At 67.9% G+C, this 24,348-nt stretch carries 25 protein-coding genes; 13 read left to right on the plus strand and 12 right to left on the minus strand.

Going from position 1 to position 24,348, the window contains the following annotated elements; genetic code table 11:
* The first annotated feature begins 77 nt into the window (after positions 1-77).
* Together A5781_RS01870 and A5781_RS01875 are read left to right on the plus strand one after the other, a co-directional pair.
* Positions 78-1,331 carry a cytochrome P450 gene (locus A5781_RS01870; RefSeq protein ID WP_067200276.1) on the plus strand — a complete coding sequence of 418 codons (1,254 nt, stop codon included), beginning with the start codon at positions 78-80 and terminating at the stop codon, positions 1,329-1,331.
* Positions 1,324-1,965 (plus strand): TetR/AcrR family transcriptional regulator, encoded by a 642-nt coding sequence (locus A5781_RS01875; protein ID WP_067200279.1) that lies wholly within the window; start codon positions 1,324-1,326, stop codon positions 1,963-1,965. Before A5781_RS01870 ends, A5781_RS01875 begins: the two co-directional genes overlap by 8 nt.
* A 120-nt stretch (positions 1,966-2,085) precedes the next feature.
* On the opposite strand, the gene A5781_RS01880 is transcribed toward A5781_RS01875, so the two are convergent.
* From A5781_RS01880 to A5781_RS01900, 5 genes are all read right to left on the minus strand, one after another.
* The gene (locus tag A5781_RS01880; RefSeq protein ID WP_067200283.1) at positions 2,086-2,559 is read right to left on the minus strand and encodes an LppA family lipoprotein; all 474 of its coding nucleotides are present in this window, start codon (positions 2,557-2,559) and stop codon (positions 2,086-2,088) included.
* Positions 2,560-2,651: 92 nt separating this feature from the next.
* Complete coding sequence (locus A5781_RS01885; protein WP_067200286.1) at positions 2,652-4,592, minus strand: alpha/beta hydrolase; 1,941 nt, start codon at positions 4,590-4,592, stop codon at positions 2,652-2,654.
* A 90-nt stretch (positions 4,593-4,682) separates the two neighbouring features.
* Positions 4,683-5,501 (minus strand): hypothetical protein, encoded by an 819-nt coding sequence (locus A5781_RS01890; protein WP_067200289.1) that lies wholly within the window; start codon positions 5,499-5,501, stop codon positions 4,683-4,685.
* Positions 5,498-6,103 (minus strand): TetR/AcrR family transcriptional regulator, encoded by a 606-nt coding sequence (locus A5781_RS01895; RefSeq protein WP_067200292.1) that lies wholly within the window; start codon positions 6,101-6,103, stop codon positions 5,498-5,500. Before A5781_RS01895 ends, A5781_RS01890 begins: the two co-directional genes overlap by 4 nt.
* Before the next feature lie 103 nt (positions 6,104-6,206).
* Entirely contained in the window at positions 6,207-6,755 is a 549-nt protein-coding gene (locus tag A5781_RS01900) for a TetR/AcrR family transcriptional regulator (protein WP_067200483.1), read from the minus strand.
* A 188-nt stretch (positions 6,756-6,943) separates the two neighbouring features.
* On the opposite strand from A5781_RS01900, the gene A5781_RS01905 reads away from it, so the two are divergent.
* The 3 genes from A5781_RS01905 (at position 6,944) to A5781_RS01915 (ending at position 9,733) form a co-directional block, all read left to right on the plus strand.
* Positions 6,944-8,164: a cytochrome P450 gene (locus A5781_RS01905; RefSeq protein ID WP_067200295.1), complete on the plus strand. Its 1,221-nt coding sequence runs from the start codon at positions 6,944-6,946 to the stop codon at positions 8,162-8,164.
* Positions 8,165-8,250: 86 nt separating this feature from the next.
* Positions 8,251-9,396 carry a M42 family metallopeptidase gene (locus tag A5781_RS01910; protein ID WP_067200300.1) on the plus strand — a complete coding sequence of 382 codons (1,146 nt, stop codon included), beginning with the start codon at positions 8,251-8,253 and terminating at the stop codon, positions 9,394-9,396.
* A gap of 85 nt (positions 9,397-9,481) precedes the next feature.
* The gene (locus A5781_RS01915; protein WP_067200303.1) at positions 9,482-9,733 is read left to right on the plus strand and encodes a hypothetical protein; all 252 of its coding nucleotides are present in this window, start codon (positions 9,482-9,484) and stop codon (positions 9,731-9,733) included.
* A gap of 5 nt (positions 9,734-9,738) precedes the next feature.
* Here the strand turns inward: A5781_RS01915 and A5781_RS01920 are convergent, their stop codons facing one another.
* Positions 9,739-10,479 (minus strand): class I SAM-dependent methyltransferase, encoded by a 741-nt coding sequence (locus A5781_RS01920; protein WP_067200307.1) that lies wholly within the window; start codon positions 10,477-10,479, stop codon positions 9,739-9,741.
* A gap of 217 nt (positions 10,480-10,696) precedes the next feature.
* Between A5781_RS01920 and A5781_RS01925 the strand changes: the two genes are divergently transcribed.
* Genes A5781_RS01925 through A5781_RS01935 form a run of 3 tightly spaced genes read left to right on the plus strand, consistent with a single transcriptional unit; the run spans position 10,697 to position 12,887 of the window.
* Positions 10,697-11,713 (plus strand): GHMP kinase, encoded by a 1,017-nt coding sequence (locus A5781_RS01925; protein ID WP_067200486.1) that lies wholly within the window; start codon positions 10,697-10,699, stop codon positions 11,711-11,713.
* On the plus strand, positions 11,701-12,318 hold the full coding sequence (locus A5781_RS01930) for an SIS domain-containing protein (protein ID WP_197503647.1): 618 nt from the start codon (positions 11,701-11,703) through the stop codon (positions 12,316-12,318). Before A5781_RS01925 ends, A5781_RS01930 begins: the two co-directional genes overlap by 13 nt.
* Before the next feature lie 14 nt (positions 12,319-12,332).
* Positions 12,333-12,887, plus strand: coding sequence for an HAD-IIIA family hydrolase (locus tag A5781_RS01935; protein ID WP_067200314.1), 555 nt, complete (start codon positions 12,333-12,335; stop codon positions 12,885-12,887).
* Here A5781_RS01935 and A5781_RS01940 read toward each other — a convergent pair.
* Positions 12,874-13,647: a WecB/TagA/CpsF family glycosyltransferase gene (locus tag A5781_RS01940; RefSeq protein ID WP_067200317.1), complete on the minus strand. Its 774-nt coding sequence runs from the start codon at positions 13,645-13,647 to the stop codon at positions 12,874-12,876. The genes A5781_RS01935 and A5781_RS01940 overlap by 14 nt on opposite strands.
* A gap of 175 nt (positions 13,648-13,822) precedes the next feature.
* Here A5781_RS01940 and A5781_RS01945 point away from each other — a divergent pair, with 175 nt between their 5' ends.
* From A5781_RS01945 to A5781_RS01955, 3 genes are read left to right on the plus strand one after another with little or no spacing between them, the layout of a single operon-like run.
* Positions 13,823-14,857 carry a GNAT family N-acetyltransferase gene (locus tag A5781_RS01945; protein ID WP_067200320.1) on the plus strand — a complete coding sequence of 345 codons (1,035 nt, stop codon included), beginning with the start codon at positions 13,823-13,825 and terminating at the stop codon, positions 14,855-14,857.
* Between the two features lie 26 nt (positions 14,858-14,883).
* Positions 14,884-15,576 carry a DUF5642 family protein gene (locus A5781_RS01950; protein ID WP_067200323.1) on the plus strand — a complete coding sequence of 231 codons (693 nt, stop codon included), beginning with the start codon at positions 14,884-14,886 and terminating at the stop codon, positions 15,574-15,576.
* A gap of 19 nt (positions 15,577-15,595) precedes the next feature.
* Positions 15,596-16,255, plus strand: a complete 660-nt coding sequence (locus tag A5781_RS01955) for a DUF5642 family protein (protein ID WP_369817664.1) — start codon at positions 15,596-15,598, stop codon at positions 16,253-16,255.
* Positions 16,256-16,364: 109 nt separating this feature from the next.
* Here A5781_RS01955 and A5781_RS01960 read toward each other — a convergent pair whose 3' ends face one another.
* A complete protein-coding gene (locus A5781_RS01960; protein ID WP_197503648.1) occupies positions 16,365-16,970 on the minus strand; it encodes an alpha-ketoglutarate-dependent dioxygenase AlkB in 606 nt (201 codons plus the stop codon).
* A gap of 70 nt (positions 16,971-17,040) precedes the next feature.
* On the opposite strand from A5781_RS01960, the gene arcA reads away from it, so the two are divergent.
* The gene (arcA, locus tag A5781_RS01965) at positions 17,041-18,252 is read left to right on the plus strand and encodes an arginine deiminase (protein WP_067200329.1); all 1,212 of its coding nucleotides are present in this window, start codon (positions 17,041-17,043) and stop codon (positions 18,250-18,252) included.
* A gap of 22 nt (positions 18,253-18,274) precedes the next feature.
* Here the strand turns inward: arcA and A5781_RS01970 are convergent, their stop codons facing one another.
* A complete protein-coding gene (locus tag A5781_RS01970; protein ID WP_067200332.1) occupies positions 18,275-19,855 on the minus strand; it encodes a dolichyl-phosphate-mannose--protein mannosyltransferase in 1,581 nt (526 codons plus the stop codon).
* A gap of 25 nt (positions 19,856-19,880) precedes the next feature.
* Here A5781_RS01970 and rsmI point away from each other — a divergent pair, with 25 nt between their 5' ends.
* Positions 19,881-20,717: a 16S rRNA (cytidine(1402)-2'-O)-methyltransferase gene (rsmI, locus tag A5781_RS01975; protein ID WP_067200336.1), complete on the plus strand. Its 837-nt coding sequence runs from the start codon at positions 19,881-19,883 to the stop codon at positions 20,715-20,717.
* 3 nt (positions 20,718-20,720) lie between these two features.
* Here the strand turns inward: rsmI and A5781_RS01980 are convergent, their stop codons facing one another.
* From A5781_RS01980 to A5781_RS01990, 3 genes are read right to left on the minus strand one after another with little or no spacing between them, the layout of a single operon-like run.
* Complete coding sequence (locus tag A5781_RS01980; RefSeq protein WP_067200339.1) at positions 20,721-21,974, minus strand: aminodeoxychorismate synthase component I; 1,254 nt, start codon at positions 21,972-21,974, stop codon at positions 20,721-20,723.
* Between the two features lie 28 nt (positions 21,975-22,002).
* Positions 22,003-22,914 (minus strand): RNA polymerase sigma-70 factor, encoded by a 912-nt coding sequence (locus A5781_RS01985; RefSeq protein ID WP_067200341.1) that lies wholly within the window; start codon positions 22,912-22,914, stop codon positions 22,003-22,005.
* Complete coding sequence (locus A5781_RS01990) at positions 22,911-24,092, minus strand: NAD(P)/FAD-dependent oxidoreductase (protein ID WP_067200345.1); 1,182 nt, start codon at positions 24,090-24,092, stop codon at positions 22,911-22,913. Before A5781_RS01990 ends, A5781_RS01985 begins: the two co-directional genes overlap by 4 nt.
* Positions 24,093-24,348: the final 256 nt, after the last annotated feature.

The following is a 24,348-nucleotide window of genomic DNA, read 5'->3' on the forward strand; positions in this document are numbered from 1 at the left end:
AGGGGCAAAGGTCATACGCTTATGGCTAGAATGTCCACACGATGTATGCCCAGCCCTCCGCGGAAGTTGAGACAACGATGAATGTGAACAGCGCCGCTCCCAGCGTCTTCGACGCTGGCCTCCCCACGTTCAGCTACGACCTCACCGCCACTCCGCATGACATCCGCGAACATGTCCGAGCTGCGCAATCGTGTGCGCCCATCGCCATCGGGCCCCTCGGCCCGGAAATCCTGTCCTACGATCTGGCTCGAGATATCCTGCGCGACAACAGGTTCCGCATGCCACCCGGCATCACGCTGGCAGCGCAGGGCGTCACCTCAGGTCCGTTATACGACAAGATGATGAGCAGCCTTCTTGGTCTCGAAGGCCCGCCACACACTCGCTTACGCAAGCTGGTTTCGAGGGCGTTCACTCCCCGCGCGACGTCACGCCTCAAGGACACGATTCATGAGGTGGTGAACGGGCTGATCGATCGAGTGGTAGACGCCGGTCGGTGCGACGTCGTGACCGACATCGCGCGGCCCTACCCCACCCCGATCATGTGCGCGCTGATCGGAGCACCGCAGCAGGACTGGGAGCAGTTCTCGCAATGGACCGACGAAATCTTCAAGGCCTTCAACTTTCAGCCCGACGCCACTTTTGATGAATCCGCAATCATGCGGTCATGGAGCGAACTGGACGCCTACGTCGATGACATGGTCGGCGCACGCCGGAACCATCTGACCGATGATCTGCTTTCTGAGCTTATCCGAGCCGAAAGCGACGGCGACCGGCTGAATCTCGACGAACTGCGCATGCTGGTGGCCGGCTTCTTGATGGCGGGAACGGACACGACGCGACATCAACTGGCCGCGTCGGTGCAGGTGCTGTGCGAGCATCCGGATCAATGGGCGAAACTGGGCGACCAGCCCGAGCTTGCGATGCAGGCGGTCGAGGAGAGCATGCGCCACTCACCGGCGGTCTGTATCGCGCCGAGAGCCGCCACCGAGGATGCCGAGTTTGGCGGTTACACGTTCCCGGCGGGGACCTTCGTACTGGTGAACACCTTTGCAGCCAACCGCGATCCAGCCATCTACGACGATGCTGACCGCTTCGACATCGCACGCAAGGAGGCACCCGCAATTCTGACCTTCGGCGGAGGTGCGCACTACTGCCTCGGGGCGAACCTTGCACGTCGGGAATTGGCGGAGGCACTCACAATCCTCACCCGACGTCTCACCGCACCCCATCGCATCGCGCCGGCCCCGTGGAAGTCTCTGCTGGGAATGACAGGCCCCACATCACTTGAGATCGAGTTCGAGGCCGAGAGGCTCGTGACGGCGGATGCGTAGTCGCGGCTGGGCGGGCGCCACACCCGCCTCGGACGAGGAGGCAATCGCCCGCATTCTGAATGCGGTAGACGAGGTGATCGCTGAGCACGGTTCGGCATTACGCCTGGCCGACGTCGCCCGCAGGCTCGGAGTCACTCGTCAGACGGTGTACCGGTACTTTCCGAACGCCGACGCGCTGCTCATCGCCAGCGCAATGCGTTCGGTCAACGGGTTCATCGACCAAGTTCTTGACCATGTCGGTGGCCTCAACGACCCGGTTCCTGCGGTAGTCGAGATCATTTCGTTCGCAGTCGAGAAACTCACAGGCGATCCGCAGCTGGAGAGCCTGCTCGCCAAACCACCAGGGGGCGAAGCTGCCACCTCGCTCACCTCCGATACGGCAATCACTTTCTGCTTGTCGGCCTTCCATCGCCTCGATGTCGATTGGAAGCTTCACGGCTTCGACTCCACCGCGCTTACACAACTCGCCGAAATGACCTTACGCACAGTTCAGTCGCTTCTGACCGATCCTGGGCAACCGCCACGCGAAGGACTCGCGCTACGCCGCTTCGTTGCTCAATGGCTGGGCCCAGCAATCCTTCATCCACGAATGACGTCGCTGTCGATCCACGGACACGACGCAACATTCCGATAGGGGTGGGGGTGCCACTCGGCCTTCCTCCTGACCGCCTGGAACGGCCAGCGCCTTCTGTCTGTACCCGGACGAACAGGATTGCCCGCACCGTCCGCAGTGCCCGCTCGGCGACGATCCGAACTATTTCTTGTCGCGGGGGAGCCGGCAGCCGGTGTAGCCGGCGACGACGAGGTTTCCCCGGTAGCCGACTTTGATGAAGATCCCGGTGGGGCCGTAGAACCCCACATCGTGGTTTCCGGGGCTGTTCTGCATCACCTGCAGCTCGGTGGCGTCGAGCTTGGCGGCCGCCTGTTTGGCGGTCTCTTGGATCGTCGCCCACTGTTGCTCGGAGACTGGCACGTTGGGGGCAACGGCGTCGGGGAGGAAGTACCGCTTGCCGTCGGTTTGCTCGTACGGTCGCTCGCAGTTGTCGCCCGAGCCCTCGTGCGGTGTCTCCCACGTGATTGAGGGGATCAATTTGCTTGCGGCGGCGGTGATCTCGTTCATCGCGGCCTGCACCTGGGTTTGGGTGTCCTCGAACGAGGGCAGGGACTTGAGCACCTGGAGGGCCTTGGTCGCGTCGTTGGGTGGGGTAGGCGCATAGGGGTGGTTCACGTGGCATCCTCCTGCGGCTAGTGCGATTGCGGCCATGGCGATGCACGAAATGCCGTGGCGTTGCAGGTTGCGGGGGCTGGTCTGGTTATTGCTCACTTCGTGGGAACCGCCTTATCTCCGAGTCCGGCGAGGACGGCCGCGATGTTGTAGTTGGTCGTTCTGAGCCCGCCGCCGTCGGGGAAGCGGGGGTAGTCGCTGTGGCCGTGCGCGTCTTGAAGGGTGAGGGTGCCGCCGTGGCCGTCAGGCACGGTGGCGGAACCGGTGGCCAGGTGGGTGAAGTTGGGGTTGGTCGCCGGGTTCGGGCCGAAGTGGCCGGCGCCGGAGGCGTCCGCCGCGCCCAGGACACTTGTAGCGAGGTCTCGGAAGGGCGGAGGCAGGAACGGGGCGACGTCGTGGGCGATGGCGGGGCCGTCGTACGTCCACTGGATCGGGTCGTCGGGCGTTTCCATGGTGAACACACCCCCGGGCTGCAGGTGGAGTTGTTGCGGTGTGGAGGCTTCGATGCCGGGGGAGCCGTAGAACAACGCCCGCGACACCCCGTGATCGCCGGGCTCTTGCAGGGCAAGGCCGGTGGTCAGTGAGCCGTAGGAGTGTCCTATCGCCGTGAGGTCGGCGGGGCCGCCGTGGTGGGCGGCCTGGATCCCGTCGTAGAAGCCGGCCAGGTCATGGGCACCGGCTCTGGCGACGGCGTCGTGGCTGACGTCCCACCCGCCGGCGAGCGATCTGCCGATGTCGTCGAAGCCCGCCACCTGCGGTGGGTCATAACCGATCCACGCGACGGCCGAGACGGTGTCGTGTTCGTGCCCAGGGGTCAGGCTCAATTGGCGGAGCGCTTCCTTTCTCGCGTCGGTCGCCTCGGACACCATGCCCCCGATGGCGCCGTGAACGGTGGTGTTCAAGCCGGGCGCGGTGACCGATACGTGGGTGGCCGTGTCGGGGTCTCCGACCGCGATCGCGGCGCGGGCCTGCTTACCGGTTTTGGTGTCGAACAGCATGAGCTTGCGATCGGGGCTCGCTTTGACGGCTCTGTCGACGGCTTGCAGGTCGGGCAGGTACTTGGCCCCGTCCCGGGCGGCATCGTATTGGCGTTGCCACGCCTCGTAGGCGAGGCGGTCGTCGAAGATCGCCCCCGGCTCGTTCGGCGGCGGAATGTTCTTGCCTGCCGCCCAATCGGGATGCTGGGCCTTCAGCGCGTCGGCCCGTGCAGCGGCCGCCTGAGCGCGGCCCAGTTCGTCGGCCAGGTCGAGCCGGTTGTAATGATCCCGGTCCACCGCGGGCATCCCACTGTGATTTCCGATCAATGGGTTCCGTTGGTACTCCCGGTCTTTCTGCGCCGGCGTAAGAGTGTTCCAGACGTCCGCAAATTGCTTGGGGTCATCCGGCAGGTCCGGTACCGGCGACAGCGGACCCTCGACCGCCTGGATACCCGACTGGTCGTATCCGTCGCCGTGCAGGGCGCCCAGTGACCTCTGCAGCGTGTTGGAGTAGCCGTCGCGGATCGACTGCAGCTGGTGCAGAGCATCCCTGGTCTCGTCGGCGGCGTCGGCGCGGACGTCTTTGATCAACGACTCCAGCTGGGAACGACTGCTCGGGTCGAGTTTGGGGTCCTCCAGATCCTTCATCGCCGCGCCGATGAGCTTGTCGAGCAGCTGTAACTGCCGTTCCAGCGCGGCGATTTGGGCGGCGCCGGCCTTCTGAGCCTCGGCCAGGGCGGCCGCGATGTTCTCCAGGTCGACCCCGATCTTGGGCAGCTTCAGGGATTGCGCCCCAAGCGATTTGACCGTCCGCTGCACCTCGGCCGAGTCGTTGATCGGGTAGTCGCCGTTCTGATGGTTCCAGGCCGCGTCGAATCGGTTACGGGCTTGCTCGAACGCATGGTCCGCCTCGGCGGTGCACACGCCGGCCTGGTGGAAGGCGTCCGCCAATTGAGAAATCTCGAACGGGTTCCCGGCCTGCAGACTCCGGTTGATCGCCCACGGGTCACCGCCGGCCTGGCCGATCAGATCGGCAACGTTGAGCCAGACCAGCTGCATCGCACCGCCAGAAAGTTCGCCATTCGTTCCCCGGACAGGCTGATGACGTTACTCCCCGAATTGGGATCCCGTGTTCAAGCACTCAACCCGTCACGGGTGGGCGACGAGATACGTTTCGTTGTCCAGGTCGGCGGTCAGTTCGTCGACGTTGAAGGGGCGGTCGAGCCGGGCGTGCAACGCCTTCGGGTCGATCAGGAGGCTGATCTCGGCGGTCTGGCGAGCGAACATTCGTCCAATGAGTGGATAGAGGCGCCGCATGATCGCCCGCTCCGCGATGGTGCAGCGTGACGCGCAGTAGCCGACGTGTCCGATCTCGTCCGTCAGGATCTCGCTGTACAGCAGTTCTATTCGCTCGGCGACCTCCGGTTCGTCCGCGAATAGCTTGATGCCGGCGCGGCGTAGCTCGTCGAACATGATGCAGCCCGCCATCTCAGCGGCTCCGACGAAGGCAAAGCTCAGCCGTTCGGGGAGGAACACGCCGGTCTTCACGAACTGGCGCATCACGAATGGCGGGGGAACGACTTGAAAGGTCAGATCGAAGATGTCGAGCGCGTACGCGAGCAGCCGCGTGTGGTAGTGCTCTTCGAGTTCGAGGTAGACGTTCTCGGGCGGCAGGTTCTGATCGCTGTTGCGCCCGTAGGTTTCGCCGAGTCCGACGCCGAACCTCTCAGCCTGGTTCAGTTTGGCCGTTGCCAGCAGGAACAGCATCTTCGGATCCAGCCCGGCTTCCGGTCGCCGCCGGCGCAGGTTGCGAAGGAAGGTGTCTCGGTCGGCGGGATGGGCTGACCGGACGGGGTTGGCCTCGAGTTCGTTGAAGAAATGCTCGCGATTGGCCAACCGCCTGTTGAGCAGGTCGGCTTCGCCGTCACGGCGGGCCAGAAAATCTCGGTATCCTTCGATGCCGTTCATCGTTTCTCCATTCCTTTGACAATCGTTGTCACGTAACGGCTTAACTGCGCAGGATCGTGTGTCCCGGTGGCCAGCAGGGCGAAGAGTCCGGTGAGAAAGAACGTCCCGAGTTCCGCGGCGTCCACCTCGGCCGAGACTTGCCCCGCGGATTGCGCCCGGCTGATGAGGCCCACCAGAAACCGTGCGAGCGGGTGTTGCGCGAACTCGTCTTCGACCGGCCGGGACGACGAGAAATGCAGGCCGAGCATGTCGCGGAAAACTGCTGCACCCAAACGTTTTTCGGCATCGAGGACGTGGGTGACGAGTTGCGAGAGGATCGGCGACAGGTCCCCGTTGGCGGCGCCAAGTTCGCTGATGATCCGCGTTTCCTCGCTGCGCTCCAACTCGGCGAGAACGTGCTCCTTCGTCGGGAAGTGGAAGTAGAACGTTCCCCGCACCACGCCCGCCGCGGCGGCGATGGCGCTCACGTCGGCAGCGGCCAGCCCGCGCTGGGCAATCTCAGCCAGCGCCGCGTCGAACAAGCGTGCCCGGGTTTCGAGTCGTCGAGCCTCCCGGACGCCCCGCGCCGATGTTGCGGCTTCGGTGGGGGCCCGTGACTCCATCGCTGCACGGTACGCCAAGTCGCTGACGCTCGTCAATGACGGCCGTCAACGAATCGAGGGGCGATCGAAGAGCCTGGACCAACCGCATTAGCGGCCGGCTGATTCACCCTTCGGTAAAGCCGGGAGCAAGAAACCGCTGCAGCACTTTTCGTTCGACGCGACTGCTCGCGAGTGGCCAGTAGGCCAGGGACAGCACCACGCGCACGATCCACTGTGCCGCCTCCGGGTCGTCAGTGATTCCCGTGAGTTCGGCGGCAAGATGACTGAGCACCACTGAGGAATGCAACTCGCCCAAGTCCGGGGAGATGCCGGAGCTAAGCATCAGTCGCCGCAGTGGATTTGACCTGATCTCTTCGAGTGCGACGGCGACAGCGGTGATGACGCGTTCGGGGCCACTCAGCCCCTCGACGGCACGGCGAACGGTGTCGACGATCCCCGCTGACAGGCGGATCAGCACCGCGTCTCGTATCTGGGTCTTGCCGCCCGCGTACCGGTAGATGGTGGCTCTCGAGCAGTGGACCCGCGTCGCCAGGGCGTCGATGTCGAAAGCATCGAGCCCCTCGCGAAGCACGAGGTCGGTTGCCGCGGCGTAGATACGTTCCGCCGCCGCGGTCCGGCGATCGCCACCAACGACCCAGTCGTCTCGGGCCACGGCCTCCACCCCCTTGAGTCGTTAGACGTATATCTTCTCAGAGTTGAGACGATCTTGGCGAGATCTTTCACCATCTCCGCAGGTCATGTCGCCCTGGTGAGACGACGCGGTCAGCAGGCGGGTGTCGGGGATTGCAACTTCGTTGACTTCGATTGACTCCGCAGGTCTTCGCCGCTCAGCGTTGAGGAATGACATCGAGAGACGGTGGTCTTGGCCTGGCGCTATTCGACGACGAGTTCATCCAGAACCCGTATCCGCTCTACGACCGGATGCATCAGGCCGGACATGTCCATCGCATCGGAGCTTCGGACTTCTATGCGGTGAGCAGTTGGGCTGGTGTGAGCGAGGCGGTCACACGCTGCGCCGACTTCTCGTCGAACCTGACCGCGACGATGATGTATCAGCCCGGAGGAGCAGTCGCAGCTTTCCCGATGGGCGAACTCGGCGGACCCACCCAAGCATTGGCCACCGCTGACGAGCCGGTCCACTCCGTGCATCGGAAGGCGTTGCTGCCACAACTCGCGGCGAAGCGCATCCGCGCCTTCGAACCATTCATCGCCGAGACGGCAGCCCGGATCTGGGAAGCCCGGGAGCGAGACGGACGCATCGAATGGATGAGCGCAATGGCGAATCGGCTGCCCATGATGATCGTTGGCAGGATCATCGGCGTTCCCGACGCGGACATCGACAAGCTCATCCACTGGGGTTACTCCGCGACCCAAGTGGTCGAAGGGCTGGTCACCCAAGATCAAATGGACGCCGCGGGCATCGCGGTGATGGAACTCAGCGGCTACATCATCGAACGGTTCCAGGACGCGGCAGGCAACCGACAAGACAATCTGCTGGGTGATCTCGCTACCGCCTGCGCTTCCGGCGATTTGGACGACTTAGCGGCGCTCGCCATGATGATCACCGTGTTCAGTGCGGGCGGTGAGTCCACGGCTTCCCTGATCGGTTCTGCCGCGTGGGTTTTGGCGACTCGGCCGGATATCCAGCGGCAGCTGCGCGATCGGCCGGATGCGCTCGGGGCGTTCCTGGAAGAGGTGCTGCGCTATGAACCGCCCTTCCGTGGGCACTACCGGCACGTCGTCAACGACACCGAACTATGCGGCGCCGAACTGCCGGCGGGTTCGCGGCTGATTCTGTTGTGGGGAGCCGCCAATAGGGACCCCTCGCACTTCGACAACCCTGCAGAGTTTCGACTCGACCGGCCTGCGGGGAAGGGCCACATCAGCTTTGGGAAGGGAATCCACTTCTGCGTCGGAGCCGCACTCGCCCGGTTGGAGGCGACCATTGTGCTGGGCCACCTCCTCGAGCGGACCTCGAACGTCACGGCCGCCGCCGTCGGAAGGTGGCTCCCCAGTCTGCTGGTGCGCCGCCTCGAACGACTGGAACTCGCGTACGCGTAACCGGCGCGCCGAGCGGGCCCGCGGTTGCACACCACTTGACGCGGGTACTGATCCTTTCGGACGAGCCGCGAACCCGAAAGGACCGAATGGCGACGCGCGAGGACAACGCCCCCGACGGCCTGCTGCAAGAACTTCTGTGGGCCTACGGGCCGTGCGGCCAGGAGGCCGGCGTACGCGCCGTGTGTGCCCGCGAACTGCGACCCGCCGTCGACGACATGTGGACCGACGATGCCGGCAATTTGATCGGGTACATCGCCGCCGACCCTCCCGCCGACGGCGTTGGGCGCGCGCACCGGCACCGGGTGTCCTCGGCGGCCGAACCCGGCGTGGCGACGCGGATCATGGCGCACATGGACGAACTGTCCATGCTGGTCAAGCGGGTGGAATCGGACGGCACGCTGCACCTGACCCAGCTGGGCACGATGTATCCCGGCAACTTCGGCCTCGGGCCGGTCGCCGTGCTCGGCCAGCACGAGACGCTGACCGCGGTGCTCACGCTCGGTTCTGAGCACACCACGCAGGAGAGCCAGCGGATCTGGCAGACCAAGCCCGACCAGGGCGACAAGGCCCTGGACTGGGATCACGTCTACGTCTTCACCGGCCTGAGCACCGACGAGCTCGAAGTCGCCGGCGTGCGCCCGGGTACCCGGGTGTGCGTCGATCGCAGCAAGAGGACGCTGGTCGAGTTCGGCGGCTACCTGGGCTGCTACTTCCTCGATGACCGGGCCGCGGTGACCGCCCTGCTGCGCGCGGCCGCCCAGCTGCGCGAACGCGGCCAGCGGCCCGTCGACGACGTCTACCTCGTGTTCACCACCAACGAGGAGATCGGCGGCGTGGGCGGCACCTACGCCAGCGGGTCGCTGCCCGGCACCCTCACCCTCGCGCTGGAGGTGGGCCCCACCGAGCAGGAGTACGGCACCACCGTCACCGGCGGCCCGATCGTCGGCTACAGCGACGCCTTGTGCGTCTACGACAAAGACGTCGCCGACCGGCTGATGAGCATCGCCACCGAGCTGGGTCTGTCGCCCCAGGCCGCCGTGCTGGGCGCGTTCGAATCCGACGCGTCGCACTCGAAGGCCAACGGGCTGACACCGCGCGCGGGCCTGCTGTGCGTGCCCACGCTGAGCACGCATGGTTACGAAGTCATACCCCGCCGCGCGATCGACGAGATGGCGGCCGTCATCGCCCAGTTCGTCCTGCAGCCCGGTGCGCATGCGCGCGGCGAAGATTAATACGGTCCCAAAATTTGCCTGAACATTGCTTAAGAGGCGCGTGGCGGCCCCCGGCGCGCCGGAATACCGGTCCTACGGTCGACGGATGAACGTTGACTACTACCTGCAAAAGGTGCCGGTTGAGTCGGTGCGGCCAGGGTTCTCGCTCGCAATCGATCAGGGTGGTGATTTTCGCCTGTTCCGGGTCGAATGCACGCAGATGACGCAGCGCAGCGGGCAGCCGGTGCTGTTCACCCTGACGTCGGAGCCCATCGACGGCGGCGACCCCTGGGTGCTGGAATGCGCGGCGGGCACCCCCGTCGTCCGGGTCCTCGGCGTGTGCAAGGTGGCCTCCTAGTCCCGTCAGCCCGGCTTTGCGGCGGCGACGAACTGCAGCGCCCGCTGGGTCTGTTGCTCGACATCGACCAGCCCGGCCGTGCAGAACAGGTCGACGAAGGCGTGCCGGTCGAACATGGTGAGCCCGATGACGCGGGCGCCGGCGGTCATCGCATGCCGGACCGGCGGCAGGTCCGGGACGTAGCTGGTGAGGACCGCGATGCGGCCCCCGGGCTTGAGCACCCGCACCATTTCGCGGGCCACCCGGAACGGCTCGGGCATCAGGTACAGGGCCCCGAAGCAGCAGACCGCGTCGAATGTCGCGTCGGCGAACGGCAACGCGCGGGCGTCTCCGCGGACATAGCAGGTGCGCGGGGTGCTGTTGTCCAGGACGGCGCGCGTCAGCATCGGCTCGGAGATGTCGAAACCGACGGCGAGGCCGCCATCCGGTAGCTGTTCCGCCAGCGATCCGGTGAAATTGCCTGGGCCGCAGGCGACGTCGAGCAATCGTCCCGCGGTCGACAGCCGCAACGCCGTGGCCGCGCGCCGCTGCTCGGCGCCGGTGGTGACGCCGCTGGCCGCATAGAACGCGGCTGGGCGCCACAGCCGCTCGTAGACCGTCGCGACGAGGGGGCTGTTCATGGCGCGCTGCGCGAACGTCGGGGCCGGGGAACTCGTCGATTCGCCCAATACGTCGAGGAAACCGTACCGCGGTACCGCGGCCTCGGTGAGCAGACCACGGGTCAATTCGATTGCATCCTGGCTCATTTCATCGCTTTCGTGAAGGCTTGGACGGGTTGGCATAATCCGCAGGTGAATCCCGATTTTTCTGCCGATCCGGCTGTTACGCTAGGGCTCTTCGTGAGAGGCGATGCATTGGGGCCTCGCGCAGGCAACGGACGGGGTTAGGACGTGGCGCACCTTTCGCTGACGATCGCGGGACGCGCGTCGGCCGGCTGAGCGGAGTACGTCGACAGTGAATCACCTGCCCCGGCCCCGAATCCGCGCACGCGCCCCGCTGCGGATTTCATTCGCGGGGGGCGGCACGGACGTACCGCCATTCCCGACCACCGAAGGCGGCTGCGTCCTTTCCGCGACCATCGATCGGTACGCGCAGGGATCGCTGTCCCCGCGCACCGATCGGCGGGTCACGATCGAGTCGGTGGACTTCAAGACCACCCACGAGATGACGCTCGACAGCGAGATCCTCTACGACGGCAGCCTGGATCTGATCAAGGCCGCGGTGCGCAGGTTCGGCAGGGAGGGCACGGAGGGCTACGACCTGGTGCTGCGTTCGAGCGCTCCGCCGGGATCGGGTTTGGGCTCGTCGTCGACGATGATGGTCGCGCTGACCGGCCTGCTCGCCGAGCACTACGGCGTGCCGATGGGCGAATACGAGACCGCGCAGCTGGCCTGTGCCATCGAGCGTGAGGACCTGGGCATCACGGGTGGCATGCAGGACCTGTACGCGGCGACGTTCGGGGGATTCAACTTCATCGAGTTCACCGACCGGGTGATCGTCAACCCGCTGCGCATCCGCGAGGAGACCGCGTTCGAGCTCGAACTGAGCCTGCTGCTGTGCTTTACGGGCATCACGCGGGACTCCGCCCGGGTGATCGAGGACCAAACCAGGCGCGCCACCACCGGCGCCGACGACACCCTGGCCGGGCTCCGGGCACAGAAGGAGCTGGCCGTTGCCATGAAGGCCGCCCTGCTGACGAACAAGCTGAACGATTTCGGGGCCCTACTGGGCGAGGCCTGGACCCAGAAGAAGCGCATGTCCCCGTACATCACCAATGCGCGCATCGACGAGCTCTACGACCTGGCCCTGCGCAACGGTGCCCTCGGCGGCAAGATCACCGGGGCGGGCGGGGGCGGTTACATCCTGCTGTTCTGCGACTTCGCGAAAAAGCACCGCCTGATCGAAAGCCTTGAGTCGGCCGGGGCCACCATCACCGAATTCGCTTTCGAGAGCAAGGGATTGACCACATGGCAGGCATGAGCCGCTCGGATGTCGTCACGCCAAGCGTCGAGGTGGTCCAGGAGCGGCTGGCCGACACCATCGCGGTCAAGCAGCAGATGCTGTCGGGCGCCATCGCCGAGCAGACCGTCGAGATCGCAAGGCTGATGATCGAGTCGTTGCGAGCCGGCGGAAAGGTGATCTTCTTCGGCAACGGCGGGTCCGCCCAAGACGCGGGACATCTGGCCGCAGAGTTGATGGGGCGCTTCGCTTTTGACCGTCCCGGTCTGGCCGCGTTCAGCCTGCCGGACGCCACGGCGGCGATGACGGCGATCGGCAACGACTACTCCTACGACGACGTGTTTGCCCGCCAGGTGCTCGCCGCCGGCCGCGCGGGGGATGTCGTGGTCGGCCTCACCACGTCGGGCAACTCACCGAATGTCGTTCGCGCGCTCGAGGCGGCCGCCGATGCCGGGATGACGACGGTGGCGCTCACCGGTGCGCGCGGGGGAAAGGTGGCCGATGTGGCCGAGTTCTGCATCCGGGTACCGAGCGACAACACCGGACGGGTCCAGGAGGCCTGCCTGCACCTGGGCCACTCGATCTGCGAGATGGTCGAAGCGGCGTTGTTTCCCCGGCCCTGCTGAGACCGTCGCGACTGATGCCCGATCTGCGGAAAGTGAGCACTGTCTTCCTGGATCGGGACGGGACCATCAACGTCAAGGCCGCCGACGGGGAGTACATCCGGTCCCCTGAAGAGCTGATGTTGTTGCCGGGCGCCGCCCGGGCGGTGGCCGCCCTGAACGCGGCCGGTCTGCGCACCATCCTGGTGACCAATCAGCGTTGGCTATCGGAGCCGGCCGCGGACGCGGCGCGTTTCGCCGCCGTCCACGACCGCCTGGAACAACTCCTGGCGGCCGAAGGTGCCCGCCTCGACGCCGCGTACCACTGCCCGCACGCCGCGGCCAGCTGCGACTGCCGCAAGCCGGGTGCGGGCATGTTGGTGCGCGCGGCACACGAGCATGGTTTCGCCCTGGCCGAGGCGGTGATGATCGGCGACAGCGAGAGCGATGTGGAGGCGGGCCGAGCGGCCGGCACGGCGACCGTCCTGCTCCGCGCCGGTGACGAAGAGGCGGCGGGCGCCGACGTGGTGGTCGATGACCTCGCCGCCGCCGTGCGACTCATCTTGAGCGCCAAGGAATCTAGTCTCGCCTGAACCGTTGGGCCGCAGAGCGAATCACCAACGCCAGCGCGAACGGTAGATCGTCCCGCAGGTACCGGCGGGCAAGGCGGCGCGGCTCGTGCGCCAGCCGGTGCACCCACTCGAATCCGAGCCGTTGCAGCACGGGGGAGGCCCGGCGGACGACCCCGGCGGTCATCGCGATGCCGCCGCCGCAGGCGAGGCACCAGGCATGGGGGAGCTCTTGGCGCACCAGCTCGATGAGGCGTTCCTGCCTGGGGAAGCCCAAACCCACGAAGACCAGATCGGGTGCGCTGGCCGCGACGGCGGCGACCGCCCGCCGCGCCCCGTCCTCCGTGTCGTCGAAGCCGAACGGCGGCGACAGGGTGCCGGCGATGCGAAGGTCGGCGGACCGCGCCACGAGCGCCCCGGCCGCCCGCTCCGGCACCCCTTCGGCGCCGCCCAGGAGGTACACCGACTTCCCGTCGGCGGCCGCCGCGGCACTCAACGGAAAGATCAACGACGAGCCGGCGACCCGCTCGGGCAGCCAGTCGCCCTTGGCGCGCGCCGCCCACACCAGCGGCATCCCGTCGGCGACGACGAGGGATGCCCGGGCTATCAGTTCGGCCAGCTCGGGGCCGCGTGCGGCCGCCCGGGCCACATCGACGTTCACCGGGACGATCGAGCCGCCGCGGCCGGCCGCCCACGCTTCGCGCACGACGTCGACGACCTGTTCTTCGGTCAGGGCGTCGAACCAGAGACCGCCGACCTCGATCTTGTCCGGGCCCGCGCTCACCCGAACATCATGCCCCGCGGCATCACCCTGGCGAAGCGTCCGCCCGCGCATCCTTGCCGCGGCCGGAACCCAGCCCATAACCTGGGCAACATCCGACCGCGGCCGGGATTGTCGGGCCTGGCGCGGTAGACGACGGCAACGCAGGCGGGCAGGTCATGGCACAGCGGTCACCGCGATGCGCAGACCCACGGCGCGACGGTGGGATCGGCGGGCTATCGCAGTGGCCTTGACCGGGGCGCGAGCGGACGAGCTGGCGACGATGGACATCTTCGAGGGATGTCCCGCCTCCGATCTGGTGCCGTTGGCCGCCTCGCTGCAACCGCTGCGCGCCACGGCCGGCCAGGTGCTGATGCAGCAGGGCGAAGAAGCGGTCTCCTTTTTGCTCATCTCGTCGGGCATCGTCGAGATCACCCACGTCGGCGACGACGCCGTGGTCATCGTCGAACACGCGTTCCCGGGCATGCTCATCGGTGAGATCGCCCTGCTTCGCCACATCCCGCGGACCGCGACGGTCACCACCGCCGGGCCGCTGACCGGATGGATCGGCGACAACGACGCCTTCGCCCGCATGGTCCACATACCCGGGGTCATGGAGCGTCTGCTGCGCACGGTGCGCCAGCGTCTCGCCGCGTTCATCACGCCGATCCCGGTCCGGGTCCGCGACGGTACGCATCTGATGCTGCGACCGGTCCTGCCCGGTGACAGCGAGCGGACCGTGCACGGACACATCGAATTCTCCAGCGAGACGCTGTACCGGCGCTTCATGACGCCGCGCCTTCCCACACCGGCGTTGATGCACTACCTCTCGGAGGTCGACTACGTCGACCACTTCGTCTGGGTGGTGATCGACGGGAAGGACCCGGTGGCCGACGCGCGATTCGTGCGCGACGAAGGTGACCGCAGCGTCGCCGAGATCGCCTTCACCGTCGCCGACGCCTACCAGGGACGTGGGATCGGCACGTTCCTGATCAACGCGCTGTCCATCGCGGCCCGGGTCGCCGGGGTCGAAAAGTTCTCCGCGCGAATGCTTTCCGACAATCTGCCGATGCGCACAATCATGGACCACTACGGAGCGGTCTGGCAGCGCGAAGACGTCGGCGTCATCACCACCGTCATCGACGTGCCCGAGCGGCGCGACCACGGGTTTCGGCATGACGTGGCTGCAAAGATCGAGCACGTCGCCCGCCAGATGATCGAGGTGGTCGGCTGAGCCCGCTCGTTGCGCTATCAACGGGCATGCGGCCGTTCCGGTTTGGCCCGGTGACAACTTCCGCGATCGTGCTGCTGGTGGCGGCGTGCGCTCACGCTCCGGCGCCCACACCGTCGCGGGCGCCCGCCAAGGCGCCGCCGCCGACGGCGGTCAACCCCGCCAACATCAAACGGGTGGTTCGCGACCTGCCGCCCGGTTACGAGGCGACCACGGGCATTCCCAGCGGAGCCTCCCCGGGAGTGATCTGGAGCCTGGGGCCCGACACGTCGGATAGCAAGGCGAGGCCGCCCCAGTGCGGGACCCTTGCCGACCCCGGGAACGGACGCGACCAGTCGGCGCAGGGCGTGTCCGGTTCGGGCAGCGGCGGCATCGTCGACGCGGTGGTGGTGGCTTTGCCGGTGCCGGTTGACCTGCCCGGCGAGGTCGTCGCAGCGTGTGGCCAGTGGACGATGACCGCCGGGCGCACCACGGCAAGCGTGCACCTCGTCGACGCCCCGCACATCGATGGCGCCCAAACCGTCGGGATGGTGGCCGACGTCAGGTCGGCCGTCGAGTCGGGCACCGAGATCGATTCGCGCACATACACATTCACCGCCTACCTGGGCAACTTCTACGCGTTCACCACATTGACCACCGACCCGGGTTCGGTGGTGGCCGCACTGCCGCCGCAGTTCGCCGCCGATCTGCTCGTCAAAACGGTGTCCACGTTGCGCAGCTGACGCATCGGCCTTGGGTAGATTGGCCACGGTGTTCAAGCTGGCGTTCACAGTCGCGGTGGTGGGTGTGCTCGCCGGCTGCTCATCGGGGGCCACCTCGGCCAAGGTCGACATCAAGAAGGTCTCCGAGGTCAAGTCGAGCTTCGGGCCCGACTACAAGGTCACCGACATCGGTGAACGGGGGATCGATCCCAAGGTGTTGTCCGGCCGCAAGCTCCCCGACGGGCTGACGTTCGACCCCGCCAATTGCGCGAAAGCGGCGGCGGGGCCGGAAATACCGCCGGGCCTGCAGGGCAACATGGCCGCGATCTCTGCCGAGGGCAAGGGCAACCGGTTCGTGGTCATCGCCGTGGAGACCTCAAAAGCCTTGCCCTTCAACGACCCCGGTAAGGACTGCGCCAAGGTGGCGTTTTCCGGTCCGCAACTGCGGGGCGGCCTCGAGGTGGTCGATGCGCCGCAGATCGACGGAACCCACACGCTGGGGGTGCACCGCGTCCTGCAGGCGCTGGTCGCGGGTGGCCCCCGCACGGGCGAGCTCTACGACTACTCCGCCCAATTCGGCGATTACCAGGTGATCGTCACCGCCAATCCGCTGGTCATCCCCGGGCAGCCGGTCGCCCCGGTCGACACGCAACGCGCCCGCGATCTGCTCGTCAGCGCGGTGAAGGCGGTCCGCAGCTAGCGCGATGACGGTGAGCGCCGGAACGGCGCGAACAAGGAATCGCGCAATTGGACCTAGCGCGATGACGGTGAGCGCCGGAACGGCGCGAACAAGGAATCGCGCAATTGACCTAGCGCACGCCGCGGGGTCGGAACTGGATGCTGACGCGCGGGCCCACCGGCGCCGACGTCTTGGGCACGGCGTGCTCCCAGGTGCGTTGACACGATCCGCCCATCACCAGCAGATCCCCGTGCGCCTGCGGCAGCCGCAACGACGGGCCCTTAGCAGGACGTGCGCGCCGGCGCATGGCGAAGGTACGGGTGGCGCCCAGGCTGATGATCGCGACCATGGTGTCCTCGGAGCTGCTGCGGCCGATGGTGTCGCCGTGCCAGGCGACGCTGTCGGAGCCGTCGCGGTAGCAGCACAACCCGACCGTGGTGAAGGGCTCGCCGAGCTCGCCCGCGTAGATGTCGTTGAGCCGGCGCCGCAGCCGGGCCAGCAGCGGATGGGGCGGCTCGTCGACGGTGAGGTCGTGAAAGCTGACCAGCCGCGGCACGTCGACCACCCGGTCATACATCTGGCGGCGTTCCTCTCGCCAGGGCACGGCCGATAGCAGGCCTTCGAGCAGGTCGTCGGCATCGGTGAGCCAGCCCGCGCGGATCTCGATAAAGGCGCCGTCACCGAGTTCTCTGCGCTCGGTGTGCTGGAACAGGGAGCCTTGTACCGCCATCTCCACGACGCCGAGTCTATCGCACATCCGTTCGATGAAGGGGGGGACGGCGGCGTGAGCGGCTACCGTTTTCACTGTGGGTGTGGTTGAGCTGGGCACCAATTCCGAGGTGGGCACGCTGCGGATCGTCATCCTGCACCGCCCCGGCGGCGAGCTGCGGCGGCTCAATCCGCGCAACATGGACCAGTTGCTCTTCGACGGGTTGCCCTGGGTCGCCCGCGCGCAAGACGAACACGACAAGTTCGCCGAGCTGCTGGGTTCCCGCGGCGTGCAGGTGCTGCTGTTGTCGGACCTGCTGGCCGAGGCGCTGACCCACAGCGGGGCCGCGCGGATGCAGGGCGTCGCCGCCGCGGTCGACGCGCGCCGGCTCGGGGTGCCGCTGGCGCAATCTCTTTCGGCGTACCTGCGGGGACTGGACGCGGGCAGGCTGGCCCAGGTGCTGATGGCCGGCATGACGTTCAACGAATTGCCATCGGACATCCGCACCGACGTGTCGTTGGTGCTGCGCATGCACCACGGGGCCGACTTCGTCATCGAGCCACTGCCCAACCTGGTGTTCACCCGTGACTCGTCGATTTGGATCGGCCCCCGGGTGGTCATCCCCACGCTGGCGCTGCGCGCCCGGGTGCGCGAGGCGTCGTTGACCGATCTCATCTACGCCCATCACCCGCGGTTCACCGGGGTGCGGCGCGCCTACGAGTCGCGCACCGCTCCGGTCGAGGGGGGTGACGTGCTGCTGCTCGCCCCCGGTGTGGTCGCGGTCGGCGTGGGCGAGCGCACCACCCCGGCGGGCGCGGAAGCGTTGGCCCGCAGCCTTTTTGACGACGACCTCGCGCACAAGGTGCTGGCGGTGCCGATCGCCCAGCGGCGCGCGCAGATGCACCTGGACACGGTGTGCACGATGGTCGACACCGACACCGTGGTGATGTACGCCAACGTCGTCGACACGCTTTCGGCGTTCACGATCGAGCGCACGCCGGACGGCGTTGCCATCAGCGACGAGGTGCCGTTTCTGGAGGCCGCCGCCAAGGCGATGGAGATCGACAAGCTGCGCGTCATCGACACGGGGTTGGACCCCGTCATCGCCGAACGGGAGCAGTGGGACGACGGCAACAACACGTTGGCGTTGGCGCCCGGCGTCGTCGTCGCCTACGAGCGCAACGCGCAGACCAATGCCCGCCTGCAGGACGCGGGCATCGAGGTGCTGACCATCGCGGGGTCCGAGTTGGGCACCGGCCGCGGCGGCCCCCGCTGCATGTCCTGCCCGGTCGCCCGCGACCCGCTTTAACGTCGAGATTGCCGCGCACACACTAGCGCCAGCTGGGCAGCCAGATCTCCATGTCCCAGGTCTGTTGCGAAATCGGCAGGCCGGTGAGCACCGGGAAGAGCCAGGCGAAGTTGGTCACCACCAACGCCACGTAGCAGCACACGGCGATCAGCCCGAGCGTGCGTCGTTCCGAGCTGAGCCCGCGGGCGCGGCCCGGCTGGTAGAGGATGTCGCCACAAATCAGGGCGATCCCCATCACCAGGAACGGCGCCATCGTCGCCGCGTAGAAGAAGTACATCTGGCGGTCGATGTCGGCGAACCAGGGCAGCCACCCGGCGCAATACCCGGTCAGCACAACGGCGTAACGCCAGTCGCGCCGGACGAAGGTGCGCCAGGCCGCATATAGGAGAACAGGCACCGCCAACCACCACATGGCCGGAGTGCCCACCAGCATCTCGGCCTTGACGCACGACTGCGCGCCGCACCCGAAGACGTTCTGCTGATCGATCGCGTACAGCACCGGCCGCAACGACATCGGCCAGCTCCACGGCTTGGACTCCCACGGGTGGTAGTTCCCGGCGGCGTTCGTCAGGCTCTTGTGGAAATCGAAAGCCTTGTCGGTGTAGTGCCATAGCGAGCGGATGGCGTCGGGCAGCGGCACCACCGAGTGGGGGCCGATCGACTGGCCCACCTCGTGTCGATCGATCGCCGTCTCGGACGCGAACCACGGCGCGTAACTGGCCAGGTACACCGCGAGCGGGACGAGCGCGAGCGCGTACGCGGTGGGGATCAGGTCACGCCGCAAAACGCCCCGCCACGGGTTGGGCACCTGGTACTGGCGCCGCGCCGCCACGTCGAACGCCAACGACATCGCACCGAAGAACACCACGAAATACAGCCCGGACCACTTTGTCCCGCAAGCCAATCCGAGCAGGACGCCCGCCAGGAAGCGCCACCAGCGCACCCCCAGCCGCGGGCCCCACACCGTCTCGGCGGCGCGCCCCTCAAACAGCGCGACGTGCATGCGCTGGCGCACCTGATCCCGGTCGACGATCAGCGCGCCGAACGCCGCGACCACGAAGAAGGTGAGGATGCCGTCGAGCAGCGCGGTCCGCGCGGCAACGAAGCTGACGCCGTCGCAGATCACCAGCACGCCGGCGATGGCGCCGACCAGCGTCGAGCGGCTGATCCGCCGGACGGTCCGCATCACCAAAACCACCAGCACCACACCGAGCAGAGCGCCGGTGAACCGCCAGCCGACGCCGTTGTACCCGAAGATCGCCTCGCCGATCGCGATCAGCTGCTTGCCCACCGGCGGATGGACCACCAAGCCGAACCCGGGGTTGTCCTCCACCCCGTGGTTGTGCAGCGCCTGCCAGGCCTGCGGCGCGTAATGCTTCTCGTCGAAGACGGGTGTGCCGGCATCGGTCGGCGAACCCAGATTGAGGAATCGGGTGATCGCCGCCAGTACGGCGATCACGCCCGTGACGACCCAGCCGCGGATTTGATCGGTGGGCCCGAAGTCGGCCACCGGAACCATCGGACCCGGGCTGACGACGGGCACGACACGCTCCGGGCCGGCATCTTCTACGTTCAAGGACGCTTCGCGGGGCGGGGCGGACATCGGTGTCGATCGTAGGCTGTCCGTCATGACCACTGGCCGCCTGTTGCTGGGCGCGACCCCGTTGGGCCAGCCGTCGGACGCCTCGCCCCGCCTGATCGACGCCCTGGCCCGCGCGGACGTGGTGGCGGCCGAGGACACCCGCCGGGTGCGCACGCTGGCGAAAGCGCTGGACGTCGTCATTTCCGGCCGGGTGATCAGCCTGTTCGATCGGGTCGAGGCGGCCCGGGTGGACTCGCTGATCGCCGCCCTCAAGGCGGGCGCGACGGTGCTGGTGGTCAGCGATGCCGGGATGCCGCTGATCAGCGACCCCGGCTTCCGGCTGGTCGCGGCGTGCGTGGAGGCCGACCTTCCGCTGACCTGTCTCCCGGGCCCGTCGGCGGTGATGACCGCGCTGGCGCTGTCCGGCCTGCCGGCGGAGAAGTTCTGTTTCGAGGGTTTCACCCCGCGCAAGAAGGCCGCGCGGCGGACCTGGCTGGACTCGCTGGCCGACGAGCGGCGCACCTGCGTGTTCTTCGAATCGCCGCGCCGCTTGGCCGCGTGTCTGCGCGACGCCGTCGACCGACTCGGCGGTGACCGTCGGGCGGCGATCTGCCGGGAACTGACCAAGGTGCACGAGGAGGTGGTGCGCGGATCGCTCGACGAGCTGGCGGCGTGGGCGGACGACGGGGTGCTTGGCGAGATCACCGTCGTGCTGGCCGGCGCCACCCCACGCGCCGACCTGCCGTCGCTGGTGGCACAGGTGGAGGAGCTGGTCGCCGACGGCGCGCGCGTCAAGGACGCCTGCGGTGAGGTGGCCGACGCGAATCCGGGCGTGCGCTCGCGCCAGCTCTACGACGCGGTCCTGCAGTCGCGCCGCGCGTGAGGGTCAGCCGGCCGAGAACGCGGCGGCGATGCGCGGCTGCCCGACAATGGGGGACGCCTTGTGCAGGCATTCGGCCCATTCGGCGTCGGGATCGGAGTCGGCGGTGATTCCCCCGCCGACGCCGAGCACGGCGCCACCCGCGGGGTCGAACTCGACCGTACGGATGGCGACGTTCAGCTCGCATCCGGCCACGGGGGATGCCAAACCAATTGTGCCGCAATATATTCCGCGGCGATGCGGCTCCCATTGCGAGAGCAGTTGACGGGCCCGGTGTTTGGGTGTCCCGGTGACCGAGGCCGGCGGGAAGGCGGCGTCGAGCAGCGCCGATGTCGGCAGTTCGACGGGAACCCGCGCCGACACGGTGGACACCAGGTGCCACACGCCGGGGGCGCGCCGGACCACCAACAACTCGGGCACGGTCACGGTGCCGACGAGCGCCACCCGGCCGAGGTCGTTGCGCACCAGGTCCACGATCATGATGTTTTCGGCCACCTCTTTCGCCGACGCCCGCAGCGCCGACGGCCAGGCGTCCAGGGGCAGGGTTCCTTTGATCGGGCTGGACGTCACGAGCGTGCCGCGCCGCCGCAGGAAGAGCTCCGGGGACAGCGACGCGACCGCGCCCCACGGCCCGGCGAGATACGCCGCCCGCGCCGGGGAGGTGCGGGCGATGCCGTCGGCGAAGAAGTCCAGCGGGGCGCCCGAGACCGTACCGGTGAAGTGCGTGCACACGCACGCCTGGTAGACCTCGCCGGCGCGGATGGCCTCCAGGCAGTTCAGCACCCCGTCGCGGTGAGCCGCCCGATCGGCGGGCCCCCAGTCGATCCGGCAGTCGCGCTCCGGCGGCGGCGCCGTCGCCAGCGCGGCCGCCAGCCAGTCCGGCATCGGCGCGCCGGACAGGCTTTCGTACCACCACCGCCCGTCCCGGTCGCGGCGCAGGACGCAGTCGGTCCAACCGCCCGCGGCTTCGGGGATCCGGTTCGGCCCGCCGTCGGCGCCGGGATCGGGATAGGAGAGGTAGCCGATCCAGCCGCCGCCCACCGCTTGCGAGTCGACCGTTTGCGAGTCGAGCTGGACCGCGAAGGCGGCGCCGGGATCGACCGGCTGCGCCGGCACGCTCGGGGCGATCACCGCCAGCGCGCCGAACCAGTCGCCGGTCAGCGCGGCCGGCGGCGGCAGCCCGAGGCGTGCCGTGGCGTCGCCCACGGCGCGCAGCACCTGGGGTGCGGCGCCAAGGTCGCCGAGCCGGTCGATACGCACCGCCCTAGCTTGACAGAAGTGCGGTCACCTAGCCGCGGCTGACGTCACGGGCGGTCGCCAGCGCCACCAGCTTGTCCGGGTTGCGCGTCACGTAGAAGTTGGTGATCTTGTCGTCGGCGATTTCCAGCGTGATCACCCCTTCGAGGTGATCGCCGAGGTAGAGCAGCACGGCCGGCGCGCTGTTGCACGTCACCATGTCGACGCGGAACTCCGCGAGCTCCGTCGCCTTGCGGATCAGGCCGACGATGGCCCGGGCCACCCGATCGGCGCCCACCACCGGCCGGCGCGCCGCGGACACCTTGCCGCCGCTGTCCGCCGTCCAGGTGGCGTCGGGCGCGAGCATCGTCATCAGCGTCTCCACGTCGCCGCTGGCGGCCGTCGCGAGGAACTGGGCGGTGATCTGCTCGTTGCGTTGCGGGTCCGTCGCGTCGAACCTCTTCCGCCGCGCCCGTACGTGCTCACGCGCCCGGTGCGCCACCTGCCGAACCGTCGGCGCCGGCTTGCCCACCGCCTCGGCGATCTCGCCGTAGTCGAAGCCGAACACCTCGCGCAATACGAACACCGCCCGCTCGTCGGGGCTCAGCGTCTCCAGCAGAACCAGCATCGCCATCGAAATCGATTCCGCCAGAACGACATCGGTGGAGGGATCCTGCTCGTCGAGCAGCAGCGGCTCGGGCAGCCACGGACCCACGTAGTCCTCGCGGCGACGCGCGTCGGCGCGCAGCGCGTTGAGCGCCTGGCGGGTCACCAGCTGGGCCAGATACGACTTGGTGTCGCGCACCGTCGACAGGTCGACCGCCGCCCACCGCAGATAGCTGTCCTGCAGCACGTCGTCGGCTTCGGTGGCCGAGCCCAGCATCTCGTAGGCGATGGTGAACAGCAGCGGCCGCAGCACGGTGAACCTTTCCGCGTGCTCACTGCCGGCCGGTGGGCGCGTCATCGCAGGGCGATCTCGGCCGGTGCCTGCGCGGGCCTCTTGCCGCCCTTGAACCAGAGGTAGGAGCCGGGCCTGGCGGCCTCGCGCCGGATGGCCCATAGCGTTCCCTTGCAGATGGCCTCTTTGATGGACGCGCCGGTCCGGCCGCCCAGCGCCATGTTCACCGGGGTGTCGTCGGTGCGCGACAGCTGCACCGTGCCGTAGGTGCGGCCGAGGCTGATGCACTGACCGACGAACGCCTGGCTGAGCGGGGCCGGGGCGGTTCCGGCGATGCGGCTGAGCACGGTGTTGGCGGCTTGCGCGCCCAACGGCCCGGCGGCCTGGCAACTCATCCGCAGGGGCTGTCCCGACGGCGCGGCCGCGTCCCCCGCCGCGACGACGTAGGGATTGTCCACACTGGTCAGCGTCTCGTCGGTGAGCAGCCGGCCCACCGCGTCCGTGCTCAGCCCGCTGCGCGCGGCCAGGTCCGGCACGGCGAATCCGGCCGTCCAGATGGTCGCCGCGCTCGGCAGCACAGCGCCGTCGGCGAGCACCACCGCGTCCCAGCGCACCTCGGTCACCACCGCGGACTCCAGCACGTTGACGCCGAAGCCGCGCAGGCGCTTGGCGACCGAGCGCCGGCCCCGCTTGCTCAGCGACGGCCCGAGCGCGGCGCCGCACACCAGGGTCACTTGGCGGCCCTGTTCGGCCAGCTCGGCAGCGGTTTCGATGCCGGTCAGGCCGCCGCCGACGACCGTGACGGGCGCGGCCAGCGGCAGGTCGACGAGCGCATAGCGCAACCGCTGCGCGCTTTCCAGGTCGGCCACCGCGTACGCGAAGTCCGCGAATCCGGGCACCGCCACCGGTGTCGCGCCGGTGCTGCCGACAGCGTAGATCAGGTAGTCGTAGTCGAGCTCGGCGCCCGAGGACAGCAGGACCCGCCGCGCGGTGGCCTCGATGCGGTCGACGGTGTCGACCACCAATCGGATGCCCTCGCCCAGCAACGTGGCGTAGTCGGCGGTCGCGGCGCCGGTGTCGGCGACCAACTGATGCAGGCGGATTCGCTCCACGAAGACGGGGCGGGAGTTCACCAGGGTGATGTCGATGTCCGGACGTTGACGTAGATGGTTCGCGGCCAGTGTTCCGGCGTATCCGCCTCCGACCACGACGACATGAATTTTCTGGGCGGCCACCTCGGTCATTGCTGTCTCCTGTTCTCACGGGCCTGATGCCCTCGAGACACCGCAGGCCGGCCGAGCGTGACAGGCCCGCCCACATTGTGACGCGTCTCACGGGAGCCGCTTCCGGGGCAGGGCCGCACTGCGTCGGACCCGGGGCGGCCCGGGCCGTGCGTGTTAGGCTGCGCTACGCCAATTCGTGACCTGCCCCGCGTCGGATACACGCACCGGAAAACCCAGGCAGTATGGGGCCACTTCAGTGGGCACCGGTGTGTGTTGG

Source organism: Mycobacterium sp. 852002-30065_SCH5024008, from assembly GCF_001665645.1.
Classification (GTDB): domain Bacteria; phylum Actinomycetota; class Actinomycetes; order Mycobacteriales; family Mycobacteriaceae; genus Mycobacterium; species Mycobacterium paraffinicum.